The sequence below is a fragment of the Mesorhizobium sp. WSM2240 genome (assembly GCF_040438645.1).
GTDB lineage: Bacteria > Pseudomonadota > Alphaproteobacteria > Rhizobiales > Rhizobiaceae > Allomesorhizobium.
The window spans coordinates 695,668-721,757 of the sequence record NZ_CP159256.1; the positions used below are offsets into that span (position 1 = coordinate 695,668).

Consider the following 26,090-nt stretch of genomic DNA (forward strand, 5'->3'; position numbering starts at 1 on the left):
CCTACGCCTCAACTACGCCGCTTTCTTAGCCAATGAAGAATTATTGGCCTGTAGAGGCCCGCCCGACCGGCCTATTTCGTCCCCCGCCCTGCCGGTCGGGCCCTTCCTTCATTGGCATCGTAAAGAAGCGACTGCTGGGCCTCATTCGTAAATGACCACCTGATATTGCTCTATCCAGACCTTGCCGGCCCGTTGCCGGCAGACGCACCAGATGCCTTCGGCATTGTACCATGCTGCGATTGGTGCCTTGGGCTCGCTGCGCGACACCCCCTTGTTGGCCGCTGACCGCGTATCCGTAAGTACCTCAATCTTGTTATTGCCCCCTCCGGCGTTTATAAATCAAAACGCGAGACACTTTTGCATGAGTCTGCGGATTGTAAAGAGGTATCCGAAGAATTTATAACCAACCTTACCCATACCGGTGGTGCATATTTACTTTAGTAATACATGCAAATCGGCATACGAGAATTAATTCAGTATCTAAGAGAAGAAGCGGCCCGGAAAGCTTATTCCTTTTTGGCGGACAATGCGCTGAGGGCGGGCCGAGGTGTCCGGTTGCGCTAGACGATCGCCTCAGGCCTCGGCAAAGTCGCTAACGGAAATCGATAAGGCAGAGGCGGTGCACGCAAAACGCCGCCCCTCGTGACAAAGCAGCCTAAACAGCGAATATCCCGTGTAGCGCTTATTAGCTTGTGGTAATATACGGTTTGTCCCTCCCTCCGTGGAGGGCTGCCCCGGCGTCGCGCGCCACACCCCTCTATGCGACGCCGGGATTTTTGCGAAGCTGGACAGGTGGGTTTGTGCGGGCGTTCGCAGTACCGAACACTAATCGCGTTGACCGCAGGAACAAGCGGTTGCCCTTCACCGTTTCATTGCCAGCGGTAACGCTTAACCCAACTTAAACACCGCGAATTGGAAAGCGCTGGTGTTTCAATGTGTTGAGGGCGTGCGCAGGGTTGTTAGCACTACGAAGCGCTCGAGGGAGGGTTCCGAAGCCGGCTCAGGCAGCCTGTGCTTCGGCCACGTTCGGCGGCAAGGCGACGCCGGCCGCGCGGAAGACGTTGCCGATAGATCCAGTTGCCGGCGTGCGAACGGTGATCACCTTGCCGTCCTTCTCGATGACGCCGGTCTGTAGGCGGTCGAGTTCCCGCAGGACGTCGGCCCATTCGGGCTTGATGGCGGCCGCTTCGCAGCGCTTGTGCAATTCCTTGCGCAATACGAGGGCGATAAACGAACAGAACACATGGCCGCGGATGGCCTCGTCGGAGGAATGATAGATCGGCCGGGTGCGCATCAGCGCCTTTGCTGTGCGGAACAGCTCCTCCACCTGGAGGAGGTCGCGATATCGCAGGACGGCCTGCAGCGGCGTGATCCTGGCATTGGTGCGCAGCACGAAGATGCCGTCATACCTTGCCTCGTCAGCGATCTTGCCGGCATCGATCTCGAAAGCGCCGGGGCTCGTGCTGCGCAGATAGCGGCGGTAGGCCGAGTTGCCGACAAGCGCCTTGTCGCCCTTCTTCAGCTGGCGGTCGAGGCCCTCGACGATCGCGGCACGATCGGCACGGTCCTTGTCCGCCTCGGCTTCATTGCGGGCGACAATGTAGCGCCGTCCTTCGACGGTCACCTCCTTGACGAAGAGCTGCGTCTCGCCGGTGGCGCGTTCGATCAGCAAAGGCGTGAAGCGCTTGTCGTCCTCGAGCACGACACGGCGCACCAGGACGTCCGTCCTCTCGCGCACGCCGAGCACGTATTCCAGCCCGCGCTCCTCGAGCGCGGCCATCGTGGCAGCGGAAATCATGCCGCGGTCGGCGACGACGCAGACCCGGCCGATGCCGAAACGATGACGCAGCCGGTCGATGACCGGGATCAGCACGCTGACATCGGCGGTGTTGCCCGGCCACATCTCCGAGCAGACGGGTCGGCCCTCGCCGTCGATCACCACGCCGACGATCATCTGGTTGAGATCGGGCCGATGGTCCTTGGAATGGCCATGGGCGCCGAGCGTGGCGCCGCCGGCGCCTTCGAAGGAGAGCGAGGTGGTATCCATAAACACGACACTGAGGTCGGTGAAGAGATCCTTGCGCCTGGCGAACAGCGCTTCCTCGATCTCGTCCTTCACAGTGCGCGGCGAGAATGGCGTCGCATTGGCTTGGCGCGCCTCGGGCAGTTCCTCGCCGAGCCAGGCCATGGCCCGGTAGAAGTGATGCAAGGCAAGATCGTCGGCGCCGGGGATGTCGTAGTCGACGAGCCACTTCTCGCAGGCCCTGTCGGAGCCGGAGGCCATGATGCGGTGAAGCACGGCAGCAAACACGGCCCGTTCGACGGCAAACTCGAACTTCCGCTCCGTCAGCAGCCCTTCGATGACCGCCCGGCAACCGGTGTCCTCCCACAACCGGCCGAACAGCAGCGGTGCGCCAATGCGGCGGGTGTGCAGGCTTGTCGAACTTTGCTCGATGGCCTGCAAGACCATGGCCCGCTCAGCGTAGCGGCCAACTGAAGAGGCGAGCCGATCGAGATCACCCGAGGCCAGGACCGCCTCCTTGCGCCCGAGATTGCGGATGATCCGCTGCTTCATCCGCCCTTCCTCGCGCACGCTCTCGACGAGGTAGAGGTAGGTGTAGCCGCGGATGTTCTTCTCGCGCACGAACATGCAATCAGCATTACCAAAAACGGTGATTCGTCAAGCTCCGCGCTTCAAAGCAGGACATTATTTAGCATTACGCCTAAAAACCGCGCCTAGCTCCACCTCAACAAAAACAACGAGATAACGCAGAAAATGCGCCGGAATCTGCCGGCAACTGTTCAAGTCGGGCTTAAGGGTCCCCTCTTATAGGGCGTTGCCAGCTTGGATCGGCGGGCTTCCTTGGCGATATCCGGCCCGCCGGTTCACCCCGAGTGATTTAGTCCTGAACACAAGAAGGCCCGACCGGAAGGGACGTAACGGTCGGGCCTCAGTCGAACTGAGGGAGGTCTGTGCCCTCAGCCCTTGAGAGAAAAGCTAATTACCGGGCCGAAAATTGTCTTTAGCTTCACGTCCAGCAACTTTTCCTTGGATACATATCTCACCGTCAGTGCAGGCCGGCCAGCGAGGCCAGCGCCCCTCCGAAGGAGTGACCCTCTCCGATTGGACAAGGTGCAATGAGCGACTGGCGGGCCGTATACTCCGATCTCACCATATCCCCCGTTATGGTTTAAAGCCGGCGCCCGCCTAACTCCTCCAGTCCCTTACACGGACGCCGGCCTTTTTCTCATCAAGACCTATGCAATAGGTTCGCCGGGCGCGAAAGCCGGTTCAGGGAACCACGTCACAGGAAGAACTGTTCGCTCGACGGTCTTGTAGACCCCGAGCCGCCCATGCCCCCGCCATCTACCCCTTGGGCAGCATATCCCAAACACCCCGCGACACGCTCGCAAGCTGTCCGCTGTCCATCACCAGAAAATCTCTGGCTTCAAGTTCTGGTCGCCTGCGAGGCCGCGCAGAGTGACACTATCGTTATGGACCTTGATGCGGTCGCTTTCCTCCGCCTGCCGCACCCGATCGGGCAACTCATCCGGGCCGAGCTTCAACAGCCGGATGACTTCACCAACGGCAATAGCTTGAGCAGTCGTTGAATTCGTCATGTCGTTCTCACTCTTCTTATGCGACGGAATAGCCAGCCGGCGCGGGTGAAAGTCGTAACATCCACATTGCCGGCCGCCACGGTGGAGCCGGTGTTATTCTGAATTTCGATGGCGGCGTTGTTGTCGCTCGAGACGTAGCAATCAGCGACGAACAGCGCCGTGCTCGTGACTATGGATGCCACTACGTCATCGGTAATGTGAACTCCCGACATCGGAACGACAACAGTTCGCGAGCGCCCGCCAGAAGCTCGGCATGAGCCACGAACGCGCGCTTCTGGATGCGACCGCCGACAGTGATGCGGCTGTTCGCCGGAACGGAAATTGTGGGAGCCGTGGTGGACGGATCAAATTCGATCGAAGTGAGCGTATGCTTCCGTCAATCCGACGCACGACGCGCACGTGCATCAGGTCGGCCAGGATTTCGCCAATCGAGGGCGACACCTCGTGCAGCATTTCCGGCCACACCTCGTCCGGCCCATCCTGAGTTGCTTCGGCCACGGTCCGCCACCAGCAACATGTCGTGGATCGTCTGGAACAAGAAGCGGGGCGCCAACCCCCGCAACCAGCCGTAGACCGTCTATCAGGGCCGAAGTGGATAGGCAGCATCCGCCAGCCGACGCCCGACCGGACGAGGTAGCGCACCGCATCGATCGCCTCGCGGAAATCCACCTTCCGCGACGACCGCAGTTCGGGTCGTGGCGCCAGATCGTTGCCGTCGTACCCTCTCTCAGCCAATCATCTATCGAAATGCTAGCGCCAGCTCATGCGAGCGAACTTATCCGAGTGGGAACTTCTCGGATCGCTTGATCTGGCCAAGTGCGAAACTTGTCTCGATCGAGGCCACGCCTTCCAGACGGGTAAGCTTATCCTTCAGGAAATCTTCATATGCCTCGAGATCTCGCACGACGATCCGCAGCAGGTAGTCGCGCTGGCCAGTCATGAGATAGCAATCCGCAACCTCTGGCCATCTCGCCACGGCCTGGGTAAATCGCTCGAGATTGTCCTCTGTTTGACGCTCGAGCTTTATCGATGCGAAGGCGCTGATCGGCAGACCGACCTTTTTTTGATCGACGATCGCCGCGTAGCCTTTGATGATTCCTGCTTCTTCCAGGATACGGATGCGCCTCGCGCAGGGAGATTGAGAAAGCCCTACCCGCTCGGAAACCTCCTGAACCGTCATCTTGCCGTCCTCCTGCAGCGCACCGATGATTTTTCGATCGATCGCGTCGATGTTGCGCATTGGCAGAAATCCCTATTGCGTGCTGGGTTGAAGGCAATCTTCACCAAGATTGCAGCGGGTTCAAGCTTGGATTGGTCACACGCCGTTTGTCTCTACCTCTATGTTGCGGGCGGAGGTGACGAAATGGACCATGGAAGGCTGGAGGCGCTTGCAGCGCTCGAAAAGAAGGTGCTTTGGCTGGCAACGTGGATGATTCACAACGCCAATCATCTGCGCGAGACATCTGATTTGAAGGTGGGCGGCCATCAAGCGTCATCCGCTTCGCTCGCCACCATCATGACGGCGCTCTATTTCTCGGTGCTGCGGCCAGAAGACCGAGTAGCCGTCAAGCCGCACGCAAGTCCGGTATTCCATGCCATCCAGTATCTCTTCGGCAACCAGGACCTCGAAAAGCTGCGCAATTTCCGGGGATTCGGCGGCGCCCAGTCCTATCCATCGCGGACCAAGGACGGCGACGATGTAGACTTCTCGACAGGTTCCGTGGGGCTTGGCGTCGCTCAGACGCTGTTCGCGTCCCTGGTTCAGGACTACGTCGGCGCCAAAGCATGGGGAACCGCCCGCGGCCAGGGCCGGATGATCGCTCTTGCAGGCGATGCCGAGATGGACGAAGGAAACATCTTCGAAGCCCTTCTGGAGGGCTGGAAGCACGGCCTCAGAAACACCTGGTGGATCGTCGACTACAATCGCCAAAGCCTCGACGCCGTCGTTCGCGAAGGACTTTGGGCGCGCTTTGACGCAATTTTCCGCAATTTTGGATGGGACGTCGTCATCCTCAAACACGGATCGCTCCAGCAGAAGGTTTTCGGACAGCCCGGCGGAGAACAACTGCGGGAATGGATAGACGGATGCCCCAACCAGCTCTTTTCAGCGCTGACATTCCAAGGCGCGGCCGCATGGCGAAAACGACTAGTCGATGATTTCGGCGATCAGGCACCGATTTCACAACTGCTCGATCAGCACGATGATGCAAGCCTCGCCAGGTTGATGACGAACTTGGGTGGCCATGACCTGCCGACCCTCATTTCGGCATTCAATGCGGCACGAAAACATGACCGGCCGACGTGTTTCATCGCCTACACCATCAAGGGCTACGGACTGCCGCTCGCCGGACACAAGGACAACCATGCCGGACTGATGACGGGCGGCCAGATCGAACTCTTGCGCAAGAAGATGAATATCGGCGAAGGTCGTGAATGGGAGCGCTTTGAAGGACTGGGCGTTCCGCAAGCAAAATTGCAAACCGTTCTTGCGGCCGCCCCGTTCATTCAAGGAGGCCCACGGCGCCTTGAAGCAAAAAGGGTGGCGGTTCCCGAAAGCCTATCGATTACAACACAGCCGACAATGTCCACCCAGCAGGGCTTCGGACTGATCCTACACGAGATTGCCAAATCGGAGTCGGACTTCGCCAGTCGCATTGTCACCGCTTCACCGGATGTGACGGTTTCCACAAATCTTGGCGCCTGGGTGAATCGGCGGGGACTGTTCTCGCGGGAAGCCTCGGCGGACCTGTTCAAAACCGAACGTATCGCCTCCACCTACAACTGGAGTTGGTCTAGCCGCGGACAGCATTTCGAGCTCGGCATTGCCGAAATGAATCTTTTCACGCTGCTTTCCGCGCTCGGACTCTCGCATGAAATATTCGGCGAGCGCCTTTTGCCGGTTGGGACCCTTTATGACCCGTTCATCGAACGTGGCCTCGACGCCCTCAACTACGCTTGCTACCAGGACGCCCGCTTCATTCTCGCTGCCACGCCGTCAGGCGTATCGCTCGCGCCCGAGGGAGGCGCTCACCAGTCCATTGCGACCCCGCTGATCGGTATGGCCAAAGACGGGCTTGCAAGCTACGAGCCGGCGTTCGTCGATGAACTCGCCGCAATCACCCGCTTCGCCTTCGAATATATTCAGCGCTCAAGCAGGGACCCAGCAGGCAACGAGGCTTGGCCCGGCAAGGAAACCGGAGGCGCTGTCTACTTGCGTCTTTCGACTAGGGCGATAGCACAGCCGCGGCGCTCGCTCGACGAGGAGATGCTGAGCGCGGTTATCGACGGCGGCTACTGGATGCGACCTCCTGCTCATAACACGCAGGTTGTTATCGCTTATACTGGCGTAGTCGCCCCAGAAGCGATCGAAGCAGTCGGCCTTCTTGCTGAGGACCGTCCGGATACGGCGTTGCTTGCAGTCACATCGGCCGACCGTCTCTATGCGGGGTGGACGGCCGCTGGGCAGGCTCGACAGGCGGGTTTTCATCACGCGGTGAGCCACGTCGAGCGGCTTCTTGCGGCCGCTCCCGCCGCCGCGGGCCTGGTCACCGTCATCGACGGCCACCCCGCAGCGCTCGGCTGGCTCGGTTCAGTGTCGGGTCACAAGACAAGATCGCTCGGCGTCGACCGCTTCGGGCAAACGGGCACGATCGCAGATCTCTACCGGCATTTTGAAATCGACACTCGGGGAATCGTCGCCGCGGCCGCCGCGATAGCGCCTGGCCGCCCCGTCAGATACTCGTGAACTCTGGCAACAGATTCCTGCTGGGACTTAACCCGCTGCCGAGAGTTGGCGACCGATGGACAGAGAGAAACGGCCGTTGTGAAGCGGACTGAGGTTCCAGCGCCGATCGGCACCAAAGACGTTGATTTCTTTGCAGTCGGAGGATCATCTCATGAAGCCGAACTACATGGAGTCGGTATGACGTAGGATCGTAACTCTCACCCTCGTCCTCACGCGAGTTGCGAGCTACATTGATCGGAATGTGCAACGCGTACGAACAGCATGTGAAGTGGGCGGAATACTGCATGATGATGCAGGCGCTCGAACTTGGCATACCCACGCAGCAGTCCGAACTCGACCTTCCGCAAAGCGATAACGTCCGGATCAACGACATGGCGCCGGTCATGTGCGCTGTTGGCAATAGCATCGAGCTGGCCTCGATGAATTTCAGTTTCCCACCGTCAGGCCACAGGGGTGGACCGGTGTTCAACTTCCGATCGGAGGGACGAAGCTTCGGAAGCAGCAATCGCTGCCTCATACCGGCTAGCGCGTTTTTCGAATTCACCGGCAATAAATATCCGAAGGCGAAGCACCGGTTCACGCTTGTCAACGCGCCATTTATGGCCATAGCCGGCCTCTGGCGCGGCGGCCAGGGTAATCAACCGCCGGCTTTTACGATGCTCACCACCGAACCGGGATCTGATGTCGAGCCCTACCATAACCGGCAGGTCGTAGTGCTTTGGCCGAAGGATTGGGCGTCCTGGATTTATTTGACAAAACCCGAGTCCGAATTGCTCAAACCGCTTCCGCCAGGTTCGCTTGAAGTTGAAACCATACGCAAGGGGAGCGACTGACGGCATGGCTGAAAACGCCGAGATTGTTGGCAGTGGGGGCGCCGCAGAATTGGACGAGTCGGCCGCTGCCCGTCCTTCAATGATGACACCACGGATCATCAGCCGCCAGCCGTCTTGACCGCCTCCACCCGGTAGCCCTCCAGACGTTTAATTACCGCTCACTCGTCTCTGGACGGCACTTATCGCAAAACAACGCCGGTAGCGGTTTCCCCAGCCGCCAAGCGCGCCGCGATGCTGTCTGCCTCGTCCTCCGCCACCTTCCAAATGTAACAAGTGGAATTACAACAACAATTTTTTTGTTCCCCACTTTTCCACCTCGAGAAATGTTGACAGGCCGAAACACCGATTTCACTGAGGCAGTCAAGAATTCGTTGGGCCCCAAGCAACCAATCCTGCTTGATCTCGCACGCAGCCACATTTCCGAGGATTCGTCTGCCAGTTTGGAGCCCCGCCGATGATGCGCAATGTTTGCGAGAATCCTAAGGCAGGCGCTTCCACTTCCAATTGCGCGAAAACGGGCGCGCGCCCTCTCATGGATTTCCACGGGCTTCCTGCGACCATCGGCAAAATCCGTGCGACATGGACGCGGCAAGCGTCGAGCGCGGGAGGGGCAAAAAGGGTCGCCTCAAAAACCTTTGGGCGGAATGAACAAACAAATCGTTCGTTTGGTGTGGGCACCTGCGCACCAATGCGTCACGCCGTCCGGACTAACCTTGATGCGCGTATCGGCATAGCCAATCACTTCGCCAGTGGCGCGGATGATGTAACCGCGCGGCCCTTCGCCGATTGCCTTATCCGGAACAGCCTGACAATCATCGCCGCCGCAGCACGAGGGCGGATAGGCCCATCCAGACGGTTGCGCATCTGTCGGCATGGCTTGGTGACCGCGCGCCGTGTCAATGAACAAGCCGCCTGCGGCGACGAGAATTGATGCAATCACGGACCCGCGAATAGCGGTCATTTGTCATTGCCTTCAAATCGGTGCGGCCCGATCTGCGGCGGCTCACAATATTGAGTAAGCGACCGCGAAGCCCAGGATTGAGGCGGCGAGAATGATTTCGGTGAGATGGATCGACATTGGATTCCTCCCTCACCGGGCAGATTGCCACAAGGCACGGCGTTGATGAAATCACGCTTGGAAGGCTCGCAAACATCAAACGTGAGTCCGACTAGGAAAACCCCGCCAGGGCGAACCGTGGCGGGCGCAATCTGTGATCAAACTCATGGAATATTGACTGCGGCTAAGACGTTTATCGAGGGCAATGTGAAAGGTTATCGGTATGCGCCTGCTCATCCTGCTTTCGGTATTGCTTTGAATGCCTGCATGACAGCACCACGCGGCGAGTCTCCACCCGCACCGCCAGCCGCTTCCACATCGAACGGGAACAGTGGCGGCATGAGTGGCGACAAGGGGGCGGTGGCTATTAAGGCGACGCGGCGGGAAGCTGATGCCCTCGGCAGCGCGGGCGGTGTGCATCACCGCCTGATCTGCGGGGCCCGCCAGGCGCTCCCGATTGATTTCCAAGGGTTTTCTGCGACACTCGGCGACGAGGCGGTAAATAACTAAGCCCGCAAGGCGAACGTAGGCGGGCTTGGGTTGCGGCTAGACCCGAGGGGTTAGGTCGCTTTTGTTGCGCCTCGCAAGCTCCAGTACGAGTAAATCGGCAAGAAACTATTCATGACTCCAGCGGCGATTCGTGAGATGCGAGAGAAGTGCGTATTCCTCGCTAGGTAGATCCAATTACAACCTGTTGGCCGTCGCCTAAGGTGTTTCAATCTGATACATTTCGTTATCCGTTATCTAACCCAATACCCCACCCCGGAGATAGCGGTTGAGCCGCCTAGCGCCCCGCTAGGCGGCCTCTTTGTTTGCCGAACTGATCGAGCGAAGCCCACTCCGTAACCGTCCGATTCGATTCTGTCTGGATTCATACGGTGATCCCCGATTTGTCATTTTGAATGGCGGCTCTCTGGGAGCGCCACTACATTCGTTCTGCCTAAAGGCCCGGCAGCTCGGGAAGTAGGAGCCCCTCCTGAGCTTGGGGATGCGCAGCTCGACGGTGCCGGCCCGCGTCTCCCAGTCTCTGTCGCGGTAGCCGCTGCGCTGAGCCGTGCGCAGCGGGTTCTTCTCGCCATAGCCGAGGGCGGCTGGCCGCCTTGGAAGATATAAGGCCCTAGCCGAGGATGCCAGCCTGGTGTTCCGCCTGGTCGTTGAGGAAGCGGGGCAACCTCATCGGCGACGGTGACCGCGTCCACAAGGCGGGCAAGCGGCTGATTCATTAATCTTGCACAAGCGTTAGTTGATCGTTCCGGCCCCCTACCGCCTACCAGTAGGTTAAAAACGTTGCTCCTTCGCAACAACGGTTACTACAATCGTAAGCGGCGCGCATTTCTAACATAGACGCGGTGGACAATATCCTCTTCAAAAGAACCCTTCGATCAAGAGGGGGTTCAAATGAAAACTGTCATCTTCAAGGCAGAGCTACAGAAACGACTGAAGGTCGCCGAGGCGCAGGGCGCGGCATCAATCGACATCAACTCTGGTGAAATGCACCGAACTGTCGGCGGCTATCCAAGCACTCGTCATCACATGCCAGTCTGCTGCAGTGTGATGTATGCCGAGATGCGAGCCAGCGACAGGACAATAAGTCAGCCACCGAAGGGCAAGGGCGCCTCTCTCACCATCCGATATACCCTGCCGAGGTAGTCGCCTTAACCGGCTTCGTGGTGGTATGTGCAATTCGCTAATGTTTTACGGATTCACAGCGGAAAGCATTAAACGCAGCATGTGATCCTACGGCAGTTGCTTGTAGGTCCGGTGCCCCCATGACAAAGCTATCGAGACAGAACTTTGAGTTTGACCGTCCTGCTGAAAAGCAAGGCGCGTTACGCTATGGTATATCGATGGACCTGCTCCTTCCTCTGTTGTTGTTAATTTCAGGACTTGCTATCGGCCACTTCTGGTTCTGAAAGCTGGCGGCGGCGGTTAGCCGCAGCTGCTCATCATCGTTCGCCGGCCTTAAATCCCGACCGCTCGCAATAAAACGCCGTCCACGGCTTAGGGGCACATCGTGAAGGGTTGCCCTTTTAGAAGTTTGGTTCTGCAATCGAGATACTGGACCGCGGTCCTACTTGGTGCCGACGCAACTTCCGCCACTGCCTGAACTCACTTCCCATAGAAGTCCGTCGGGAAGGTGATCGGGCCCGATGCTACCCCGCACAGGGCCCGCGTTCGCGGCGGCGGGAGGATTTTACATGGACAAAGAGCGTTTGCACGCCTTCTGCCGGCGTTTGCACGCCCGTGGAACTGTCATTCCTTGGTGCGGTCGTGCGGGAGGCCTTACACTTCTCAACCGAGAGACTTGACCCAAAGGACGGCGAGATGATCGCTCGCGATGTGATGGCAGGCTATACGAACGGCGTGACGGATCGCCAAGAGTGCTTCGGCATGCAGGACCGCCAAACGTTGCGCGCTAGATCATTTTTACGATTCCGCGGCAGGAGTGTTCGCGTAGAGGTTCAACGTGCAAAAGGTAGTCGCGTGAGGCAGCGTAGGCGCTTGCTCCGAAAGACTGCGCCAGCTTTAGAAACGCACTTCCTGGCGCGGTCGTCCTCTCCCTCGCCAGCGGGAAACCTTCTATTCCGGTAGGTGACGATGTGAAATGTGGTCGCCGGTCGGAGACGGATCACGGTCATAAATCCTTCTCAACAAGCTCCCTGAACACGTCGGGAACCGACCGGGTGATCTCCAAAGCAGCGGAGCCGTAGCCCACGGCCGCCCATCCGAAACGCTCGCGAATGGCGTCGACAGCGCGATCGGCGGTCCAGCGGGCGATGCCTCCGCCGGCGCCAGGTCTGCGCCGTTCATCCGGAAGGCCGAGCGGGAGATCGAGCTGGATTTCGGGCTCCGACCTGAGATGTGAGACCGAGATCGCTAGCAGCGTGATCGTTCGCTCCTCCGGGTGATCGGTAAGCGCGGCGCGAACCAGCTCCTCGCCGATCTCAGCCAGCATCACCGTGGCCGAAATCGGCACATCGAGCGTCACGGATCGCGTGACGGCGCGCAGGTCGGCGAACCGCACGCGCACTGTGATCGTGCTGCCGGCAAGCGACTTTGCGCGCAGGCGTGTGCCGACTCTATCGGCAAGGTGCAGCAGCGTTGGTTTGATGACACGTTCGACAGCCGGTTTTCTTCCCAGTGCCAACTGTGCGCCGGCGGAGCGCGCACGATTGTGGGTTCGGAGTTGGCGGGGGTCTCGATTCCAGGCAAGGGCCGTGAGCTTCTCGCCGGCGGCCGGGCCAATAAGCCGCTCGAGCGAGCGTCCCGATGTGTTTGCCAACTGGCCGATGGTGAGAATGCCCTCTTCGGTCAGTTTCGCTTTGGTCACCGGGCCGACGCCCCACATCAGTTGGACAGGCAGATCGTGGAGGAATTCGAGCTCGCGTTCGGGATCGACCACGACCAAGCCGTCCGGTTTGGCGACCTGGGATGCGATTTTCGCCAGATGCTTGGTGCGGGCGACGCCGACGGAGATTGGAAGACCGAGTTCCTCCTGCACCCGCCAGCGGACGGCAGTCGCGATCTCGGCTGGCGAGCCGAACAGATGCGTGCAGCCTGCGACATCGGCGAAGGCCTCGTCGATCGAAATACGTTCAACCAAGGGGGTAAAATCGCCAAGCACCCGGATAGCGGCGTCGCCGAGCCGCTGATAATCCTTGAAGTTGCCGCCGACGAAAATCAGGTGGGGACAGAGCTCGCGCGCCCGCCGTCCCGGCATGCCGCCGCGAACGCCGAAGGCCTTTGCCTCGTAGGACGCCGCAAGCACGACACCGCCGCCGACGGCGATCGGCTTGCCGCGCAGCGACGGGTTAAGCAGTTGCTCTACCGACGCGTAGAATGCGTCGAGATCCGCGTGGAGAATTGTGGCAGTGGTATCCATCCCTGCTACCGGAAATCCCGCGTCTTGACCTTGATGCGGTCGATGTGCTCGTAGGGATCGACGATATCGCGCGCTTTCGGCATGCCGCGGGGGTCGATCCCCGATCCGCCATGACGCGTCTCATCGCCGCGCCCATGTGGCAAAGGAAACGGCGTCTCGCGATTCCCGACGCTCGCCAGCTCGGCCGAAAGGTCGGTCAGCTGATGCGCGACGAGATGCACCACCTCCCCTTCCCGCTGGACGCGGCCGCGCACGCCGAGCATGGCGGACGAAAGAAGCACCCGCCGGAATTTCTCGAATACCTTGACCCAGATGACAACGTTTGCGGCGCCCGTCTCATCCTCCATGGTCAGGAACATGACGCCTTTGGCCGAGCCCGGCCGTTGCCGGACCAGCACCAGGCCGGCGGCCTCAAGCCATCGTTTGTCTCGCGCCTGCATGGCCTCCTGGCAGGTCACGATGCGGCGCCGGTGAAGATCGGCCCGCAGAAACGACACCGGATGGCTGCGCAAGGTCAGCCCGACATGGCCATAATCCTCGACGACCTCGCGGCCGGCCGTCATCGGCCTGAGAGTGATGACAGGCTCTGTGATCTCCGCGACGGTCTTCTCTTCACGGGAAGCAGCGGCCGCAAACAGGGGCAGTGGTTCGTCGCGCAGCGCCTTGATCGCCCAGAGCGCATCGCGGCGGGCAAGGTTCAGATCCGGCAAAAAGGAATCGGCCTCGGCAAGCTGGACAAGCGAAGCCGCCGGCACACCGGCGCGGCGCCAGAGATCGTCGACCGAGGTGAAGGGCTCGTCGGCCCGCGCTGCGACGATCGCGGCCGCGTCATCATTGGCGAGACCTTTCACCATACGCAGGCCGATCCGGACAGCGAAACGATCTTCAGCATCGGTGGGCTCCAACGTGCAATCCCAGCGACTGGCATTGATGCAGGCCGGGCGCACCTCGACGCCATGATCGCGTGCATCACGCACGATCTGGGCCGGCAGATAAAAGCCCATCGGCTGCGAATTCAACAGCGCCGCGCAGAAGACGTCCGGGTGCCAGCATTTTATCCAGGACGAGGCGTAAGCGATCAGGGCGAAGGAGGCGGCATGGCTTTCGGGGAAGCCGTAGCTGCCGAACCCTTCGAGTTGGGAGAAGGTCTTTTCGGCAAACTCCGGGGTGTAGCCGTTGGCGATCATGCCGTTGATCAGCTTGTCGCGGAACTTTGAGACACCGCCGGTATGCTTGAAGGTGGCCATGGCGCGCCGCAGCTGATCGGCTTCGCCCGCGGAAAAACCGGCGCAAACCATGGAAACCTGCATCGCCTGCTCTTGAAACAGCGGCACGCCGAGCGTCTTGCCGAGCACGCGCTCGAGCTCGGGTGTCGGAAACGTCACCTCCTCCTTTCCGTCGCGCCGGCGAAGATAGGGATGGACCATGTCGCCCTGAATAGGGCCCGGCCGGACGATCGCGACCTCGATGACCAGGTCGTAGAAAGTTCGCGGCTTGATACGCGGCAGCATCGACATCTGCGCACGGGATTCGATCTGGAAGACGCCGAGCGTGTCGGCCTTCCTGATCATCGCGTAGGTGCGCGGATCCTCGGCCGGGATCGTCGCCAGGTCGAGAGCGATGCCCTTGTGCTCGGACAGGAGATCGAATGACCGTTTCATGCAGGTGAGCATGCCCAGGGCCAGGACATCCACCTTCATGAATTTGAGAGCGTCGATATCGTCCTTATCCCATTCCACGACCTGGCGATCCTTCATCGCCGCCGGCTCGATCGGCACGAGATCGTCGAGGCGATCGTGAGTCAGCACAAAGCCGCCCGGATGCTGAGAGAGATGCCGCGGTGTGCCGGCAAGTTGCGCCGCCAGCTCAAGGGTCAGGCGCAGCCGCCGGTCGCCGAGATTGAGGTTGAGCTCGCGGGCGCGCTGCTCATCGACCGCCTCGCCATGGCCCCAGACTTGCGAGGACAGAAGTCTTGTCATGTCCTCGGGTAGGCCGAGCGCCTTGCCGACATCACGAACCGCGCCTTTGGTGCGATACCGAATGACTGTGGAACACAGCGCAGCATGGTCGCGGCCGTAGGTTTCATAGACCCACTGCATGACGATCTCGCGCCGTTCGTGTTCGAAATCGACGTCGATGTCCGGCGGCTCGCGCCGCTCTTGAGAAATGAACCTCTCAAACAGAAGGTTGTTGCGTTCGGGATCAATCGAGGTAATGCCCAGCACATAACAGACAGCTGAATTGGCGGCCGAGCCGCGGCCCTGGCAAAGAATGTCCTGGCTGCGGGCAAAACGAACGATCGAATTGACCGTCAAGAAGTATGGCGCGTATTCGAGCGTCTCGATCAGCCGCAGCTCGTGTTTCAGGATTTTGACCACCTTGTCGGGCACGCCCTCGGGATAGCGGCGGGCAGCGCCTTCCCAGGTGAGCTTTTCCAGCGCCTGCTGCGCTGTGAGACCCGGCATCGTCTTTTCCTCGGGATATTGATAGGCCAGTTCGTCGAGCGAAAACCGGCAGCGGTCGGCGATTTCGATGGTTCGCGCAAGGGCATAGGGATAGCGGCTGAACAGCCGCTCCATTTCCGCGGCTGGCTTGAGATAGCGATCCGCATGCCGTTCGCGCCGGAAGCCGGCGTCGTCGATGGTGACGTTATGACGAATGCAGGTGACGACATCCTGCATCATGCGGTGCGCCGGCTCGTGGAACAGCACATCATTGGTGACGACGCTGGGCACACGCATCTTGGCCCCCAGGTTTGCCAGCTCGTAAGGCCGGAGCTGGTCATTGGGGCGTCGGCGCAAGGTGAGCGCCATATAGGCTCGATCGGCGAAGGCGTCGCGCAGCCGCCGCAGACGAACGGCGCAAAGATCGTCGGCTTGGTCCGGCACGAGGACCGCGATCAGTCCCTCGCCATAGGCGACGACATCATCCCATTCGAGATGGCATTTCGCCTTGCCGGCCCTGCCCTTGCCGAGCGACAGCAGCCGGCAGAGACGCGAATAGGCCGGACGGTCGCTCGGATAGACCAGGATCGACATGCCGTCGGCGAGATCAAGACGGCAGCCGACGATCAGCCGGACGCCGGTCGTCTTGGCCGCCTCATGGGCGCGCACGATGCCGGCAAGTGTATTGCGATCGACGACAGCCAGCGCTTCAATGCCGAGCAGCGCCGCTTGCGCAAACAGTTCCTCGCATGACGATGCTCCACGCAGGAACGAGAAATGCGAGGTTACCTGCAACTCGGCATATCGGGTTTCGGCCATCATCCGAAGATTCCGTGCATGAACCATTGATGCGAACCGGTCGCCGCATCTTCACCATCGCCGGCGCGGTAGACCCAGTAACGCTCGCCGTTCTCGTCCTCGACCTGGAAGTAATCCCTCACCGCCGCGAGTTCGGCGTCGCGCTTCCACCATTCCCCGAAAACGCGTTCCGGTCCGTCAGCCCGTTTCACGCGGCGCCGAACGCCACGCCAGGTGAAAGTCACGGGCGGATGGTCGGGGAGAAGCGCGACCGTCTCGATCGGCTCGGGCCGCGGCAGCAGCCGCGACGGTCGAGGCCAATGGCCGGGCCAGCCCTCGCCGGTATCCGGCGCCATCGGCGCAATGCGTTGAACCGAGCGTTCGGGAACGTCGCTCTGCACCGGGGCGAAGCGATAGAGCCGGTCCTCGCCGACACGGTTGGCGAGGATGTCGATCACATCCGAGACGTCAGGTTCCGGCGCCTCGGCAAGCGAGGAAATTGTCTGTTTCGCCCGTAGCGGCTCGGCGACGGTCGCGGCAAGCCGCATCAGCTCGATGCCAAAACCGGGATCGATGGTCTCGATTCTATCGGTGAGTAGACGGGTCAGGCGCTTTACATCGCGCACCGGCATTGCTGTGCCGACACGGACCGCCTCGAGGCGGTTGTCGACACGGAAGCAAAGAAGATCCAGCCGTCGCGCGCCCTGCCCTCGCGTCTCAAGTTCGGTGCAAAGTTCGGCCACCAGCTTGCCCGCGTAGCGGGCGATCGTCTCCGGCGCGCCGATCGGTTCTGCAAAACTGCGACGCACATCGATGATCTCGTCCGGCTGGATCGGCTCGATGGGCTCTCTCACGCGCCCAAATGCCTGGTCGAGGCGGCGGCCGGGCTCCGGCCCGAAACGCAAGGCGAGCGCTGCGCGCGGCGTGCCGGCGAGGTCGGCGATTGCCTCGAATCCGAGCCGCCTCAGGCCCTCTAGCGTTGCTGCGGGCAGGCGAAGCGCCGCGATCGGCAAAGGCAGGATTGCCTGCGCAGTCTCGCCGGATGAAACGACCATGGTCGTCCCCCCGCCGAAGCGCGCCAGCGCATGGGCAGCTCCCCAGCTGTCGGCGACCGCCGCCCGAGCCATAATGCGGGATGCTGCAAGCCGCTGCACTATTTCCGTTAGCATTGCCCTCTCGCCGCCATGCAGATGATCGGCGCCGGTCGTGTCGATCACGATGCCATTCGGTGGATCCGTGGCTACGACCGGCGCATAGCGGCGACGTGCCCACAGCGCCAACCGTCCGAGCGAGTCGACATCCGCCTCAGGCTCCGCATCATGCACGATCAGGCCCGGAACAATCGCCTGCGCCTTGCTCGCCGGCATACCAATACGCAAGCCGGCCGCGTTCGCTGCCGCGTCGGCGGCGAGTACGACGCGGCGACGACCGTTACGGCCGATTAGGACGAGCGGCGTCTCAGGCCGAGGCGCGGCGTCGCCCGATTTCCTTCTGAAGCGGTCTGTCGGCCACATCGGAAGGAAGAGCGATACGACCCTTGGCATCACATGCCTCCACTGTGAAATCAGCGCTCTCTCCGGCTCGGCATCGGATCAGCTCGACATGCCAGCGGGCCCGTCCGACGCCCTGCACCGGCAAGGGCGTCGACGGCAGGACCGAGACGCGCCAGCGTGTCTCGGAGGCGGTTGGCTGGCCGAAATCGGTTGCCTCCGTCTGACGTCGCCAGCGGCGAATGGCGATGCCGATGGCGCCCGAGCTTTCGGCCGCAAGCTGAAGCCGCCGTGAGGCCGTCATTGAAAGCCGGGCAATCTCGGCAACGACAGCGCCAAAACCCCCACGAAGCCCCTCTTCGAAACAGGCGAGAACAGCTTTTTCGTCGCCGGCTTCAACATAGATTACCCTTCCCGGGGCAAGGCCGGCCTGTTCGATCGCCGGCGCGAACAGGTCGGGTCGGGTAACACACCACAGCACCTTGCCCGTCGCGCGCGCGGCAATTCCCGCTGCGAAGAGTGCCGCGGCCGCGCCATCAACAGCGTCATTTCCACCACCTGCGACCTCATGCAGAGCCCCGAGCGCCAGTCCGCCTTGCGGAAGGCGGCTGTCGAGTTCCGGCACTCCGAAGGCAAGCACCGCGCGGCTTCGGCCCTTCCCGCCCCCCAGGACGCTAATCCGCTCCTGGAGCTGCTCGACAGACATGTTCGCGGCAGATCGCATCGCAATGGAAACTCATCAGCTTGCCCTAATGTTCCCTTTTTGTTCATGACGGAAGCAGGAGTCAATACGGTGCAACATTGCAACCTTACCCAGCGCCCAACGGGAGGGGACGGCTGTATTCAAGCGGGGTAGGGTCGGAACCCTCCTGGCGACATCGGGTGCTGATGCTGAACCGGCCTTTCGCCGCGTCCGGCGAACCTAAGAAAGGGGTGAAGCGGAAAGCCTTTCCCCACGGCGACGAGCCGATCCGCTCGGGCGATCCTTCAGCGTTGCAACGGACCATGGCGAAGATTGAGGACCTGGCCTTGTCGATCGACAAGATGAAGGCCGCGAACTCCATTATCCGGCCCATGGAGAAGGACGGCGCCGACGACGCAGACATGGTTGCGGCGATCGTCCCCCGGACTGGCCTTTCGGTAGATGTGGCGGCGCGCAGCGTCGTGCTGGCCGCCTGGCAATGGAAACGCGGATTCGACACGGCGGGCAACCGTGCAGAATCCGCCGCCTACAAGGACGGCTGAAATCCCTGACTCGGATGCATCAGCACGGAACGCAAAGCCAAGAGGTCGAGACACAGGCCGGAGCCGTCGAGATCAAGGAGAAATGCGGACATGGCGCGCATTCAGATGATTTTTCCCGGCAAGCTCGACGAGGCGACGCGGCGGGCGCTCAAGGCCAATGGCTTCCGCTGGTCGCCCTCGCAAGGCGCGTGGCAGCGACACTTGAACGAGGCCGGGAGATGGGCCGCCAAACGGGTGATGAAGGCGATCAGCGCCGAAGGTGCCGCATGAGTGCGACGCCTTTCGGGCGCCCTGTCCGCCGCCATGTCACCGTATACGACACGCCGTCGCAGCTTGGCGGAGCTTCACCGTCTCGATTATCGGGGAACTGCCCGCCAACACGGTCAAGGTGCGCGTCTGCTACGGACGCGCAAGGCTGGGAGGCGTGGGAGGATTGGGACGGCTGCACGTTCCAGACCGAGCGGGCCGTACTCAGCAACGAACGGACAATGCCGCTTTTCAAATATCGTACCGACCGAGGCGACGGCCTCGCTCTCGAACCGGAGGTGATTGCATATGGTTCCTACCACTTAGCATCACCCTAGACGTGACAGGACTCGGACCACCTGGCTAGCGAGTATCCGAGTCCAATTCTGGCTCTCGGAAAAGGGGGCGAGCCGAAAGGCTCGTCCCTACTCCGGAACCGAATATAGCGCCTTTTCCCCGCTTTTCACAGCCGGGCCGCTCCAGGCCCGCATCGAACGGGCCAGGAACTGAAAGGCGGCCGGGCTACGAAGGCCGCGTTTTCCGGCAAATCCAAAGTGGCAGTACGCAATCCATGCTGCGCACGATACGGCAGCCCCTGCCCGGGCGCGCAACCCTAAAGGGTTCTCCTCTCCGCATCGCTGCGTTGCGACCGCTGTGCGGTGCACTTGGCATTTCCAGCCATATTCGAGCTTCGCGACTGCACACAACCACTTTGGAGGATCTACCTCATGAAAACGCTCGTAACCTTCTGCCAGAAGACCGGCCGCCGCCTTTGTACATCAACCGGCAAATCGCCAAACTGTCCCACAAGGGCCAGCTGAAGATCTCCGTCGCCTTCTCGCTTCCATTCCTCGCCAAGCTTGAGCTCAGCTATCAGGCCGAGTTCGACGGAAAGGCCGACAACGACCAAGCCTAAGTGACCGGAGGAAGCCGGGCCCTGCCAAGCAGGGCGCGCTTGCAGCCGTGGTCCCAGGTGCCTTACCAGCGCGCGGGCCATTTTCTGCTATAGACGACAGCAACGGCCCGGATCGAGGGCCCTTTTGGAAGGGGCCGCCGATAGAGCTACCTCTACCGCAAGAAGGTTGTCGGCTTGTCCACCTGATAGGGGTCATTTGCGGGAAAGGGCGAAATCACGCCGAGACACAAAATCATACTGCAAGTGATTTGAACGCGTATTACGTCGTTCCGAATGAGGGGTCAGTATGATAGCGGATCCTCAGGTGCCTATTCGTGCAAGCGCTCCTCTCGACCCTTTCCGATCGTCGCGAAAACTGCACAGTGCGGTGCCCGTATCCGTGACGAAGCACGACTTCGGACCAGGGCAGGTAACGAGTGAAGCGTCCACACATCGTTGGGTGGCGGCTCATTGTCCTATTCAGATTCTTTGCGGCCGCGGCTCTTCGGCCTTTTGCCCGTCCTTCGCCCCAAGCCCAATTTCTTGGCCAGGGTGGATCGGGCAGTTGCGTAATTCGGCGCCACCATCGGATAGTCGCTCGGCAAATTCCATTTCGCGCGGTATTCGTCGGGCGTCATGCCATAGTTGGCCATTAGGTGGCGCTTGAGTGATTTGAACTTCCGGCCGTCCTCTAACGAGATGATGTAATCAGGCGTCACCGACTTCTTGATCGGCACAGCGGGCTTCTGCTTTTCAACCTCGTCGGGAGTTTCCGCACTGATGAGATCGGCAAGTGACGTCGCTACAATAGCAATGAGATCGGGGAGCGCCGCGGCCGGAACAGGATTGTTCGATACATAAGCCGAAACGATGTCAGTTGTAAGTTCTACGGGCGCCCGGCGGGTAACGGCCATCAATCATCATCTGAGGCTGCTTTTTGGGCTGCACCCCAGCCTAAATGTGGGTCCGACTTTATCCGAAGAAATTTTCCCTCGCCAGCTTTGACCACCACCGTAGGCATGCGTTGCCAAATTCGTACTTAAGGAGATCAAGGGCGACGGGACGAGCTGCATTACACCAATCCGAAGGACTGGCTGAGCGACGGCACGACCGCAACGGTCTGGTGTCACGACCCGAAATGCGCTCATCGACGGCCCGCTGAAACCTTGAGCCTCTTAAGCGGCTAGGCTCATAATCAACTGACGTTGGGTTCAAGGAGACTGCCTGCCAATGGCAGTCGGTAAGCTGAATCCACATGAACTGGTCCCCGCCCGATTAGCCCCCTCATCTCAATCTTGGGACGGAGCTGGAACGGCAAGCAGTTCAAATTGCTAATACGCGCCCGTAGCAGTGGGCCTTTTTGCGGATGGAGCCTACGCGGCCGACTGGCTATTGTGGCCACTTCCAATGTCCCCTCCTTCGCCGCGTCCTTGGGAAGAAGCCCGCCGCTGATGCCCCCGATATCGCGGCGGGCTTTCTTCATACCCGTTATGCGGCATGTCGACTTCGGCGTTCGTCGCCTATTTGATGGCGGTGGGACAGTAGTGAGCTGCCGGAATGGGCTTTGCTGCCAATTCTGACATCACTATCATCTTGCGATCCTTGTCGTGGTGCCACAAAGCGCTTCGCCAATGGACACGCTGTCGGTGTGCTGGCGGGGCTAGCCTTGTGGTATTTCCTTTCGTGAGTCGAGCCAACCAGTTACGAGAAAGCCCGGCAAGAGGGCGGGGTTCCTGCCGGGCTCTCCTAGCTAGGCCAATACTAAGCCCGGTACTCCAGTTACATTTCCGGGCGGCGGATCAAACTTGCCGCTCGGAATAAGATGCTGTGACATGCTTAACGTTTCCCTAAAGGCAGAGCCAGCGAAGGCATACGGGGGGAGGAGCACTGGGCACAGTGTGTTCGAAGTGGATTTCGCTTCAACTCACTCGATCGACCCGATCCCTTTCTGATTTCTGGAGCGGTTTTATCGCGATTTCCATGAAGGAGAGATCTTCGCCGTGCCGCCCCGCAGCGGCATTGCTGGTGAGGGCGCTCGCGAGGGCCACGAAGTTTGGTGAGGGGAGCATTACGGGCTCAAAGAGCGGAGACGACCGTATCGAGCGTTTGTTGCTAGGCGCGCCCTGAACAAGGAACCATGTGCCCATACAGGCAACTGACCGAAGCCTCTCAAGCCCCGAGCAAACGACACTAGGCCGTAGACTCATTACCGCGTAGCCAGATGCGGATTGCGACGAGTTTGAGGGCGGCAAGGTAGTTCTCAGCCAGCTTGTCGTATCGAGTTGCTATGCGACGGAACTGCTTGGCCTTGTTGAAGAAGCGCTCGACGAGGTTGCGCGCCTTGTAGAGGAAGGGGCTGAAGCAGATCGGATCCTTGCGGTTGGCCTTAGGCGGGATGTTGGCCCATGCCTTTCGCTCGGTGACGGCATTGCGCAAGGCGTTTGCATCATAGCCCTTGTCGGCGAGCAGCATGGCGCCCTGCGGCATCGGCGTCGCCTCGAGGAACTTGTTTCCGCGCTCACGAAACAGCTTGAGGACAGCGGGAGGTTTGAATTCGGTGCTCTCGCTTGCGACGATGCATCCTGCAACGGGGACGAAGCCCTGGGGACCGCCCGCGGGGGTTACGGCTATGTGATTTTCGGCGCTGTTCAGAAGACGAGTTCGCTGGTCCTGTGGGCGAAGGTTAAGGTTGTGGATGCCGATACGGCAAAGCTTTTGTTCACGCGCTGGATCACCTTTCGCGGCGACACGGACGAGTCTTGGAGCCGCACAGGTCGCTATATCGGGCGTGAGATGGTGAAGACGGGTGCGAAATAGTCCGGGCCACTGCGTGAGGAGGCAAACCTGACAGCAGCCGCAGCCAGGCGGTGCTGACGCTCTCCGTAGTGCCCAACGACACCATGTTCCAAAAGACGCTAGCGCTGAACGACTTCTATCTCGGGAGCGAAGAGTTTCCGTTCATGATCGACAAGACGCTTCCCGGCATGTATCGCGCCGAGAAGCCGCTGCTCATCGCACTGGCACCCGAGCTTGCGCTCGAAGAAGTGTCGCGCCACGCGGTACATCTATGTCGCTCTGCCGATCGTCCTGGCGGTGGCGTTGCAGCTCGTCGCCTGGTCGGATGGCGCAGCCGCGGGCTTCGCAGCGTTCGCTGCGGTCGGGTTGCGCATCGACCGATTGCGCGACAGAGGCGAGCTCGGAAACCGCAAAGCAATCAAATCGGGCCTCATCGTTTCAGCATCCTTATCGGACCGCCGGAAATCAGGTTGGCCACGTCCACCAGGATGTGGGGCATTGCCAGCCCGCCCGGGCAGGCAAGGTATTGCGGCGTCCAGACGGGACCGAATTTCTCCTTGAAAGCCCGCAAGCCCTCGAAATTGTAGATCTCGTCGCCGCGCCGGTAGATGAAGGTTCCAAGATGGTTCCAGGTCGAGGCGAGAGGGTGCTCGGCAAGGCCGGCCAGCGGCGCCGCACCGAGGTTGAACCAGCGGTACCCTGCCTCCTTGCCATAGATCAGCAAGCGGGCGAACAGGGCGTCCATCATGACTTTCGAAACACCGGGGCGATAGCGCATCAGGTCGACCGAGAGTTCGTGAAGGCCGGCGCCACGCCACACATTGGCGAAAGCGACGATCTCGCCCTCCTTGCGCATCACGGCGCAGTCGAATTCGCAGAGATAATCCTCGTCGAAACGGCCGAGAGAGAACCCCTTTTCCTTGCCCACCTTGGTCGTAAGCCAAGCGTCGGAGACACTTTTCATCTGTGGGAGTGCGGGGCGCACGTCTTGTTTGGGGATGATCGCGAACTCCAGGCCTTCGCGACTTGCCCTGCGGTCGGCATAGCGAAAGTTCTGCCGGGACGGTCCGTCCAGCGTGAAATCGGCAAGATCGACGCGGGCGACCTCACCGATCTTCAAGATCGCGAGGCCGAGATCGAGGTAGGTTGTCAGCATATCGGGTCCAACGCCGTAGAAGGCCGCCCTCGCCCCTGCCTTGTCCACCTGTTCGGCAAAACGCCAAACAAGCTCCCGTCCAGCTTCGGTATCGCCGACGGGATCGCCCATCGTGATCCAGCTTCGACCCGAAACGCCATACATCAGGAATGCCTGCTCGTCGTCAGAGATGAGAAACCTCTTGTCGCGGAGGAGCGCGACATTGGCCTGGGTCGACGGGCATTGCTCGAGAAGTTTCCGCACCACGTCGGGAATGCGCACTTGGCCGATGCGGCGCTGCACCGGACGGTTTATCAAAGCGTCGGCGGCGCCTACGCCTGCAAAAATGGCAAGGGCAAGCGTGGCGCGCAGGAAACGGGGGGCATCGCCATGCCAGGCGAAATCCCACCAAAGCGTCCTGCTGAATTCGACATGCCGGTACGCCAGAAGCCCAACAAAGTTGAGTGAGATCAGCGTGATCGCAACAAGCGCCAGCCACGTCGGCGTCGGCCTGAAGGAGCGCCAATCGCCCTTTCGATAAAAGACGTTCCGATAGAAGGCGAGCACCGTTGCGATGATGACCAGGACGCCGGCTTCTTCCCAGTCGAGGCCCTTCGCCAGCGAGAACACCGCCCCTGATAGCAGGAGCAGGATTGCCGCGGTTCTGGCGAGGGCAATGCGCCGGTAAAGACCGCGTGCGAGCACGATGAGCAGCAGGCCTGTCACGCTGGCCAGCATGTGAGAGGCTTCCGCGAACGGGAGCGGAAGAACGTCGCGCAGGACGCTCATGCGGTCGCCTTCGGCCGGTAGGTCGCCGGAGAGCAGCAGGACCGTGCCGCCCAGGAAGACCAGGAAAGCGGTAAGCGGAGCAATGATCTTGCGGGTCATTGCGAGCGTCCGGCCCGATGCGGCGGCGACTGCGTCGCGCGAACGGTAGGTCTCGAAAACCAGAAGCGCGGTTCCAGCCAGCCCAAGCGGCAACAGATAGTAAATCACCCTGAAAACGATGAGAGCGGCGATGACGTCGGCCCGGGTACCCGCACCGAGCCCTATAAGCATGGTGGCCTCGAGAACGCCGAGCCCTCCCGGCGAATGACTGGCCGTGCCCGCGACAATAGCGATCACGAACAGCAGGGCAAAGACGGCAAACCCCGGCGTGACATCGGCGGGCAGCAAGACATAAAGCGCAGCAGCGGCGGCGGCAATGTCCACCGCCCCGACCAGTATCTGCACTGAAGCGCTCCAGCCGCCGGGGAACGGAAATCGCCAGCCCAGGATAGAAAACTCGCGCACGCCTGTTGAGAGCCAAAAGATGACGGTCGAAAGGCCGAGGAGCAATGCCGCGCCGACGGCGCGGTCGGCCGTGGGCGAGACCCTGTCGAGGAAAGGCAAGCCTACAGGATCGGCCACGAGGGCAGCGCCCACTACCGCGGCAAGACCCAGCGAGAAGGTGAGAGCGGAACTCCCGATGATCCGTCCGACATCGGCCGCATCAAGTCCCGAGGCCGCGTAGATGCGGTAGCGCACCGGGCCGCCAACCAGAACATGAAAGCCGATGGCGTTCGATATCGCATAGCCGACCAAGCCTGCGAAGGCGGCGAGACGGACGGGAACACGGTCCGGCGCAATCTTGCGGACCGCAAGCACATCGTAGAGCCCCATCGCCACGAAGCTAACGACGGTGAAGCCGAGCGCCCGAATTGTGGACGGCCATGTGGTCGCCGACACCGCTCTTCGGATGTCGTTCAGGTGTATCTCGCCCGAAATGCGATGGACAACCAGGGCGGCCGTGAACACCACTGCAGCCCCGATGATCGGCCCAAGCACGCGGGGCTCCATGAACCGTACGAGCAACCGAACGTCAGGGCCTGACGGGCTTTCCAGTTTGATGCGTTCGCTCAT

At 60.8% G+C, this 26,090-nt stretch carries 18 protein-coding genes and 3 pseudogenes; 8 read left to right on the top strand and 13 right to left on the bottom strand.

Features of this window, described 5'->3' with window-relative positions:
- Positions 1-1,000 precede the first annotated feature (1,000 nt).
- The 4 genes and pseudogenes from ABVK50_RS32900 to ABVK50_RS32915 form a co-directional block, all read right to left on the bottom strand.
- Positions 1,001-2,650: an IS1634 family transposase gene (locus ABVK50_RS32900; protein ID WP_353641105.1), complete on the bottom strand. Its 1,650-nt coding sequence runs from the start codon at positions 2,648-2,650 to the stop codon at positions 1,001-1,003.
- A gap of 779 nt (positions 2,651-3,429) precedes the next feature.
- The gene (locus ABVK50_RS32905) at positions 3,430-3,621 is read right to left on the bottom strand and encodes a hypothetical protein (protein WP_353646491.1); all 192 of its coding nucleotides are present in this window, start codon (positions 3,619-3,621) and stop codon (positions 3,430-3,432) included.
- Positions 3,622-4,108: 487 nt separating this feature from the next.
- Positions 4,109-4,296, bottom strand: a pseudogene (locus tag ABVK50_RS32910) (transposase); the annotation flags it as partial.
- 100 nt (positions 4,297-4,396) lie between these two features.
- Entirely contained in the window at positions 4,397-4,867 is a 471-nt protein-coding gene (locus ABVK50_RS32915; protein ID WP_353646915.1) for an Lrp/AsnC family transcriptional regulator, read from the bottom strand.
- A 117-nt stretch (positions 4,868-4,984) separates the two neighbouring features.
- Here ABVK50_RS32915 and ABVK50_RS32920 point away from each other — a divergent pair, with 117 nt between their 5' ends.
- Complete coding sequence (locus ABVK50_RS32920; protein WP_353646492.1) at positions 4,985-7,366, top strand: transketolase; 2,382 nt, start codon at positions 4,985-4,987, stop codon at positions 7,364-7,366.
- Between the two features lie 239 nt (positions 7,367-7,605).
- A complete protein-coding gene (locus tag ABVK50_RS32925; protein WP_353646916.1) occupies positions 7,606-8,199 on the top strand; it encodes an SOS response-associated peptidase family protein in 594 nt (197 codons plus the stop codon).
- A 625-nt stretch (positions 8,200-8,824) separates the two neighbouring features.
- Here the strand turns inward: ABVK50_RS32925 and ABVK50_RS32930 are convergent.
- Positions 8,825-9,160, bottom strand: coding sequence for a hypothetical protein (locus ABVK50_RS32930; protein WP_353646493.1), 336 nt, complete (start codon positions 9,158-9,160; stop codon positions 8,825-8,827).
- 162 nt (positions 9,161-9,322) lie between these two features.
- On the opposite strand from ABVK50_RS32930, the gene ABVK50_RS32935 reads away from it, so the two are divergent.
- The gene (locus tag ABVK50_RS32935) at positions 9,323-9,766 is read left to right on the top strand and encodes a hypothetical protein (protein WP_353646494.1); all 444 of its coding nucleotides are present in this window, start codon (positions 9,323-9,325) and stop codon (positions 9,764-9,766) included.
- 444 nt (positions 9,767-10,210) lie between these two features.
- Here ABVK50_RS32935 and ABVK50_RS32940 read toward each other — a convergent pair.
- Positions 10,211-10,336 (bottom strand): annotated as a pseudogene (locus tag ABVK50_RS32940) (transposase); the annotation flags it as partial.
- Positions 10,337-10,654: 318 nt separating this feature from the next.
- Here ABVK50_RS32940 and ABVK50_RS32945 point away from each other — a divergent pair.
- Positions 10,655-10,906: a hypothetical protein gene (locus ABVK50_RS32945; protein ID WP_353646495.1), complete on the top strand. Its 252-nt coding sequence runs from the start codon at positions 10,655-10,657 to the stop codon at positions 10,904-10,906.
- Between the two features lie 985 nt (positions 10,907-11,891).
- Here ABVK50_RS32945 and dinB read toward each other — a convergent pair.
- From dinB to ABVK50_RS32965, 4 genes are read right to left on the bottom strand one after another with little or no spacing between them, the layout of a single operon-like run.
- Positions 11,892-13,139, bottom strand: a complete 1,248-nt coding sequence (gene dinB, locus ABVK50_RS32950; protein WP_353646496.1) for a DNA polymerase IV — start codon at positions 13,137-13,139, stop codon at positions 11,892-11,894.
- A 5-nt stretch (positions 13,140-13,144) separates the two neighbouring features.
- Positions 13,145-16,402: an error-prone DNA polymerase gene (locus ABVK50_RS32955; RefSeq protein WP_353646917.1), complete on the bottom strand. Its 3,258-nt coding sequence runs from the start codon at positions 16,400-16,402 to the stop codon at positions 13,145-13,147.
- A complete protein-coding gene (locus ABVK50_RS32960; RefSeq protein WP_353646497.1) occupies positions 16,402-17,925 on the bottom strand; it encodes a DNA polymerase Y family protein in 1,524 nt (507 codons plus the stop codon). The genes ABVK50_RS32955 and ABVK50_RS32960 overlap by 1 nt, the downstream gene beginning before the upstream one ends.
- Positions 17,840-18,595: an ImuA family protein gene (locus ABVK50_RS32965; protein ID WP_353646498.1), complete on the bottom strand. Its 756-nt coding sequence runs from the start codon at positions 18,593-18,595 to the stop codon at positions 17,840-17,842. Before ABVK50_RS32965 ends, ABVK50_RS32960 begins: the two co-directional genes overlap by 86 nt.
- 158 nt (positions 18,596-18,753) lie before the next feature.
- On the opposite strand from ABVK50_RS32965, the gene ABVK50_RS32970 reads away from it, so the two are divergent.
- The 3 genes from ABVK50_RS32970 (at position 18,754) to ABVK50_RS32980 (ending at position 20,278) form a co-directional block, all read left to right on the top strand.
- Entirely contained in the window at positions 18,754-19,116 is a 363-nt protein-coding gene (locus tag ABVK50_RS32970; RefSeq protein WP_353646499.1) for a hypothetical protein, read from the top strand.
- 90 nt (positions 19,117-19,206) lie between these two features.
- Positions 19,207-19,386, top strand: a complete 180-nt coding sequence (locus ABVK50_RS32975; protein WP_353646500.1) for a hypothetical protein — start codon at positions 19,207-19,209, stop codon at positions 19,384-19,386.
- 547 nt (positions 19,387-19,933) lie between these two features.
- The gene (locus tag ABVK50_RS32980; protein ID WP_353646501.1) at positions 19,934-20,278 is read left to right on the top strand and encodes a hypothetical protein; all 345 of its coding nucleotides are present in this window, start codon (positions 19,934-19,936) and stop codon (positions 20,276-20,278) included.
- 455 nt (positions 20,279-20,733) lie between these two features.
- Here ABVK50_RS32980 and ABVK50_RS32985 read toward each other — a convergent pair whose 3' ends face one another.
- Together ABVK50_RS32985 and ABVK50_RS32990 are read right to left on the bottom strand one after the other, a co-directional pair.
- The gene (locus ABVK50_RS32985) at positions 20,734-21,171 is read right to left on the bottom strand and encodes a MucR family transcriptional regulator (protein WP_353646502.1); all 438 of its coding nucleotides are present in this window, start codon (positions 21,169-21,171) and stop codon (positions 20,734-20,736) included.
- Positions 21,172-22,447: 1,276 nt separating this feature from the next.
- Positions 22,448-22,744: pseudogene (locus tag ABVK50_RS32990) on the bottom strand (transposase); the annotation flags it as partial.
- Between ABVK50_RS32990 and ABVK50_RS32995 the strand changes: the two are divergent.
- On the top strand, positions 22,736-23,074 hold the full coding sequence (locus tag ABVK50_RS32995) for a DUF2380 domain-containing protein (RefSeq protein WP_353646919.1): 339 nt from the start codon (positions 22,736-22,738) through the stop codon (positions 23,072-23,074). The pseudogene ABVK50_RS32990 and the gene ABVK50_RS32995 overlap by 9 nt on opposite strands.
- 409 nt (positions 23,075-23,483) lie before the next feature.
- Here the strand turns inward: ABVK50_RS32995 and mprF are convergent, their stop codons facing one another.
- Positions 23,484-26,090 (bottom strand): bifunctional lysylphosphatidylglycerol flippase/synthetase MprF, encoded by a 2,607-nt coding sequence (gene mprF / locus ABVK50_RS33000; RefSeq protein ID WP_353646503.1) that lies wholly within the window; start codon positions 26,088-26,090, stop codon positions 23,484-23,486.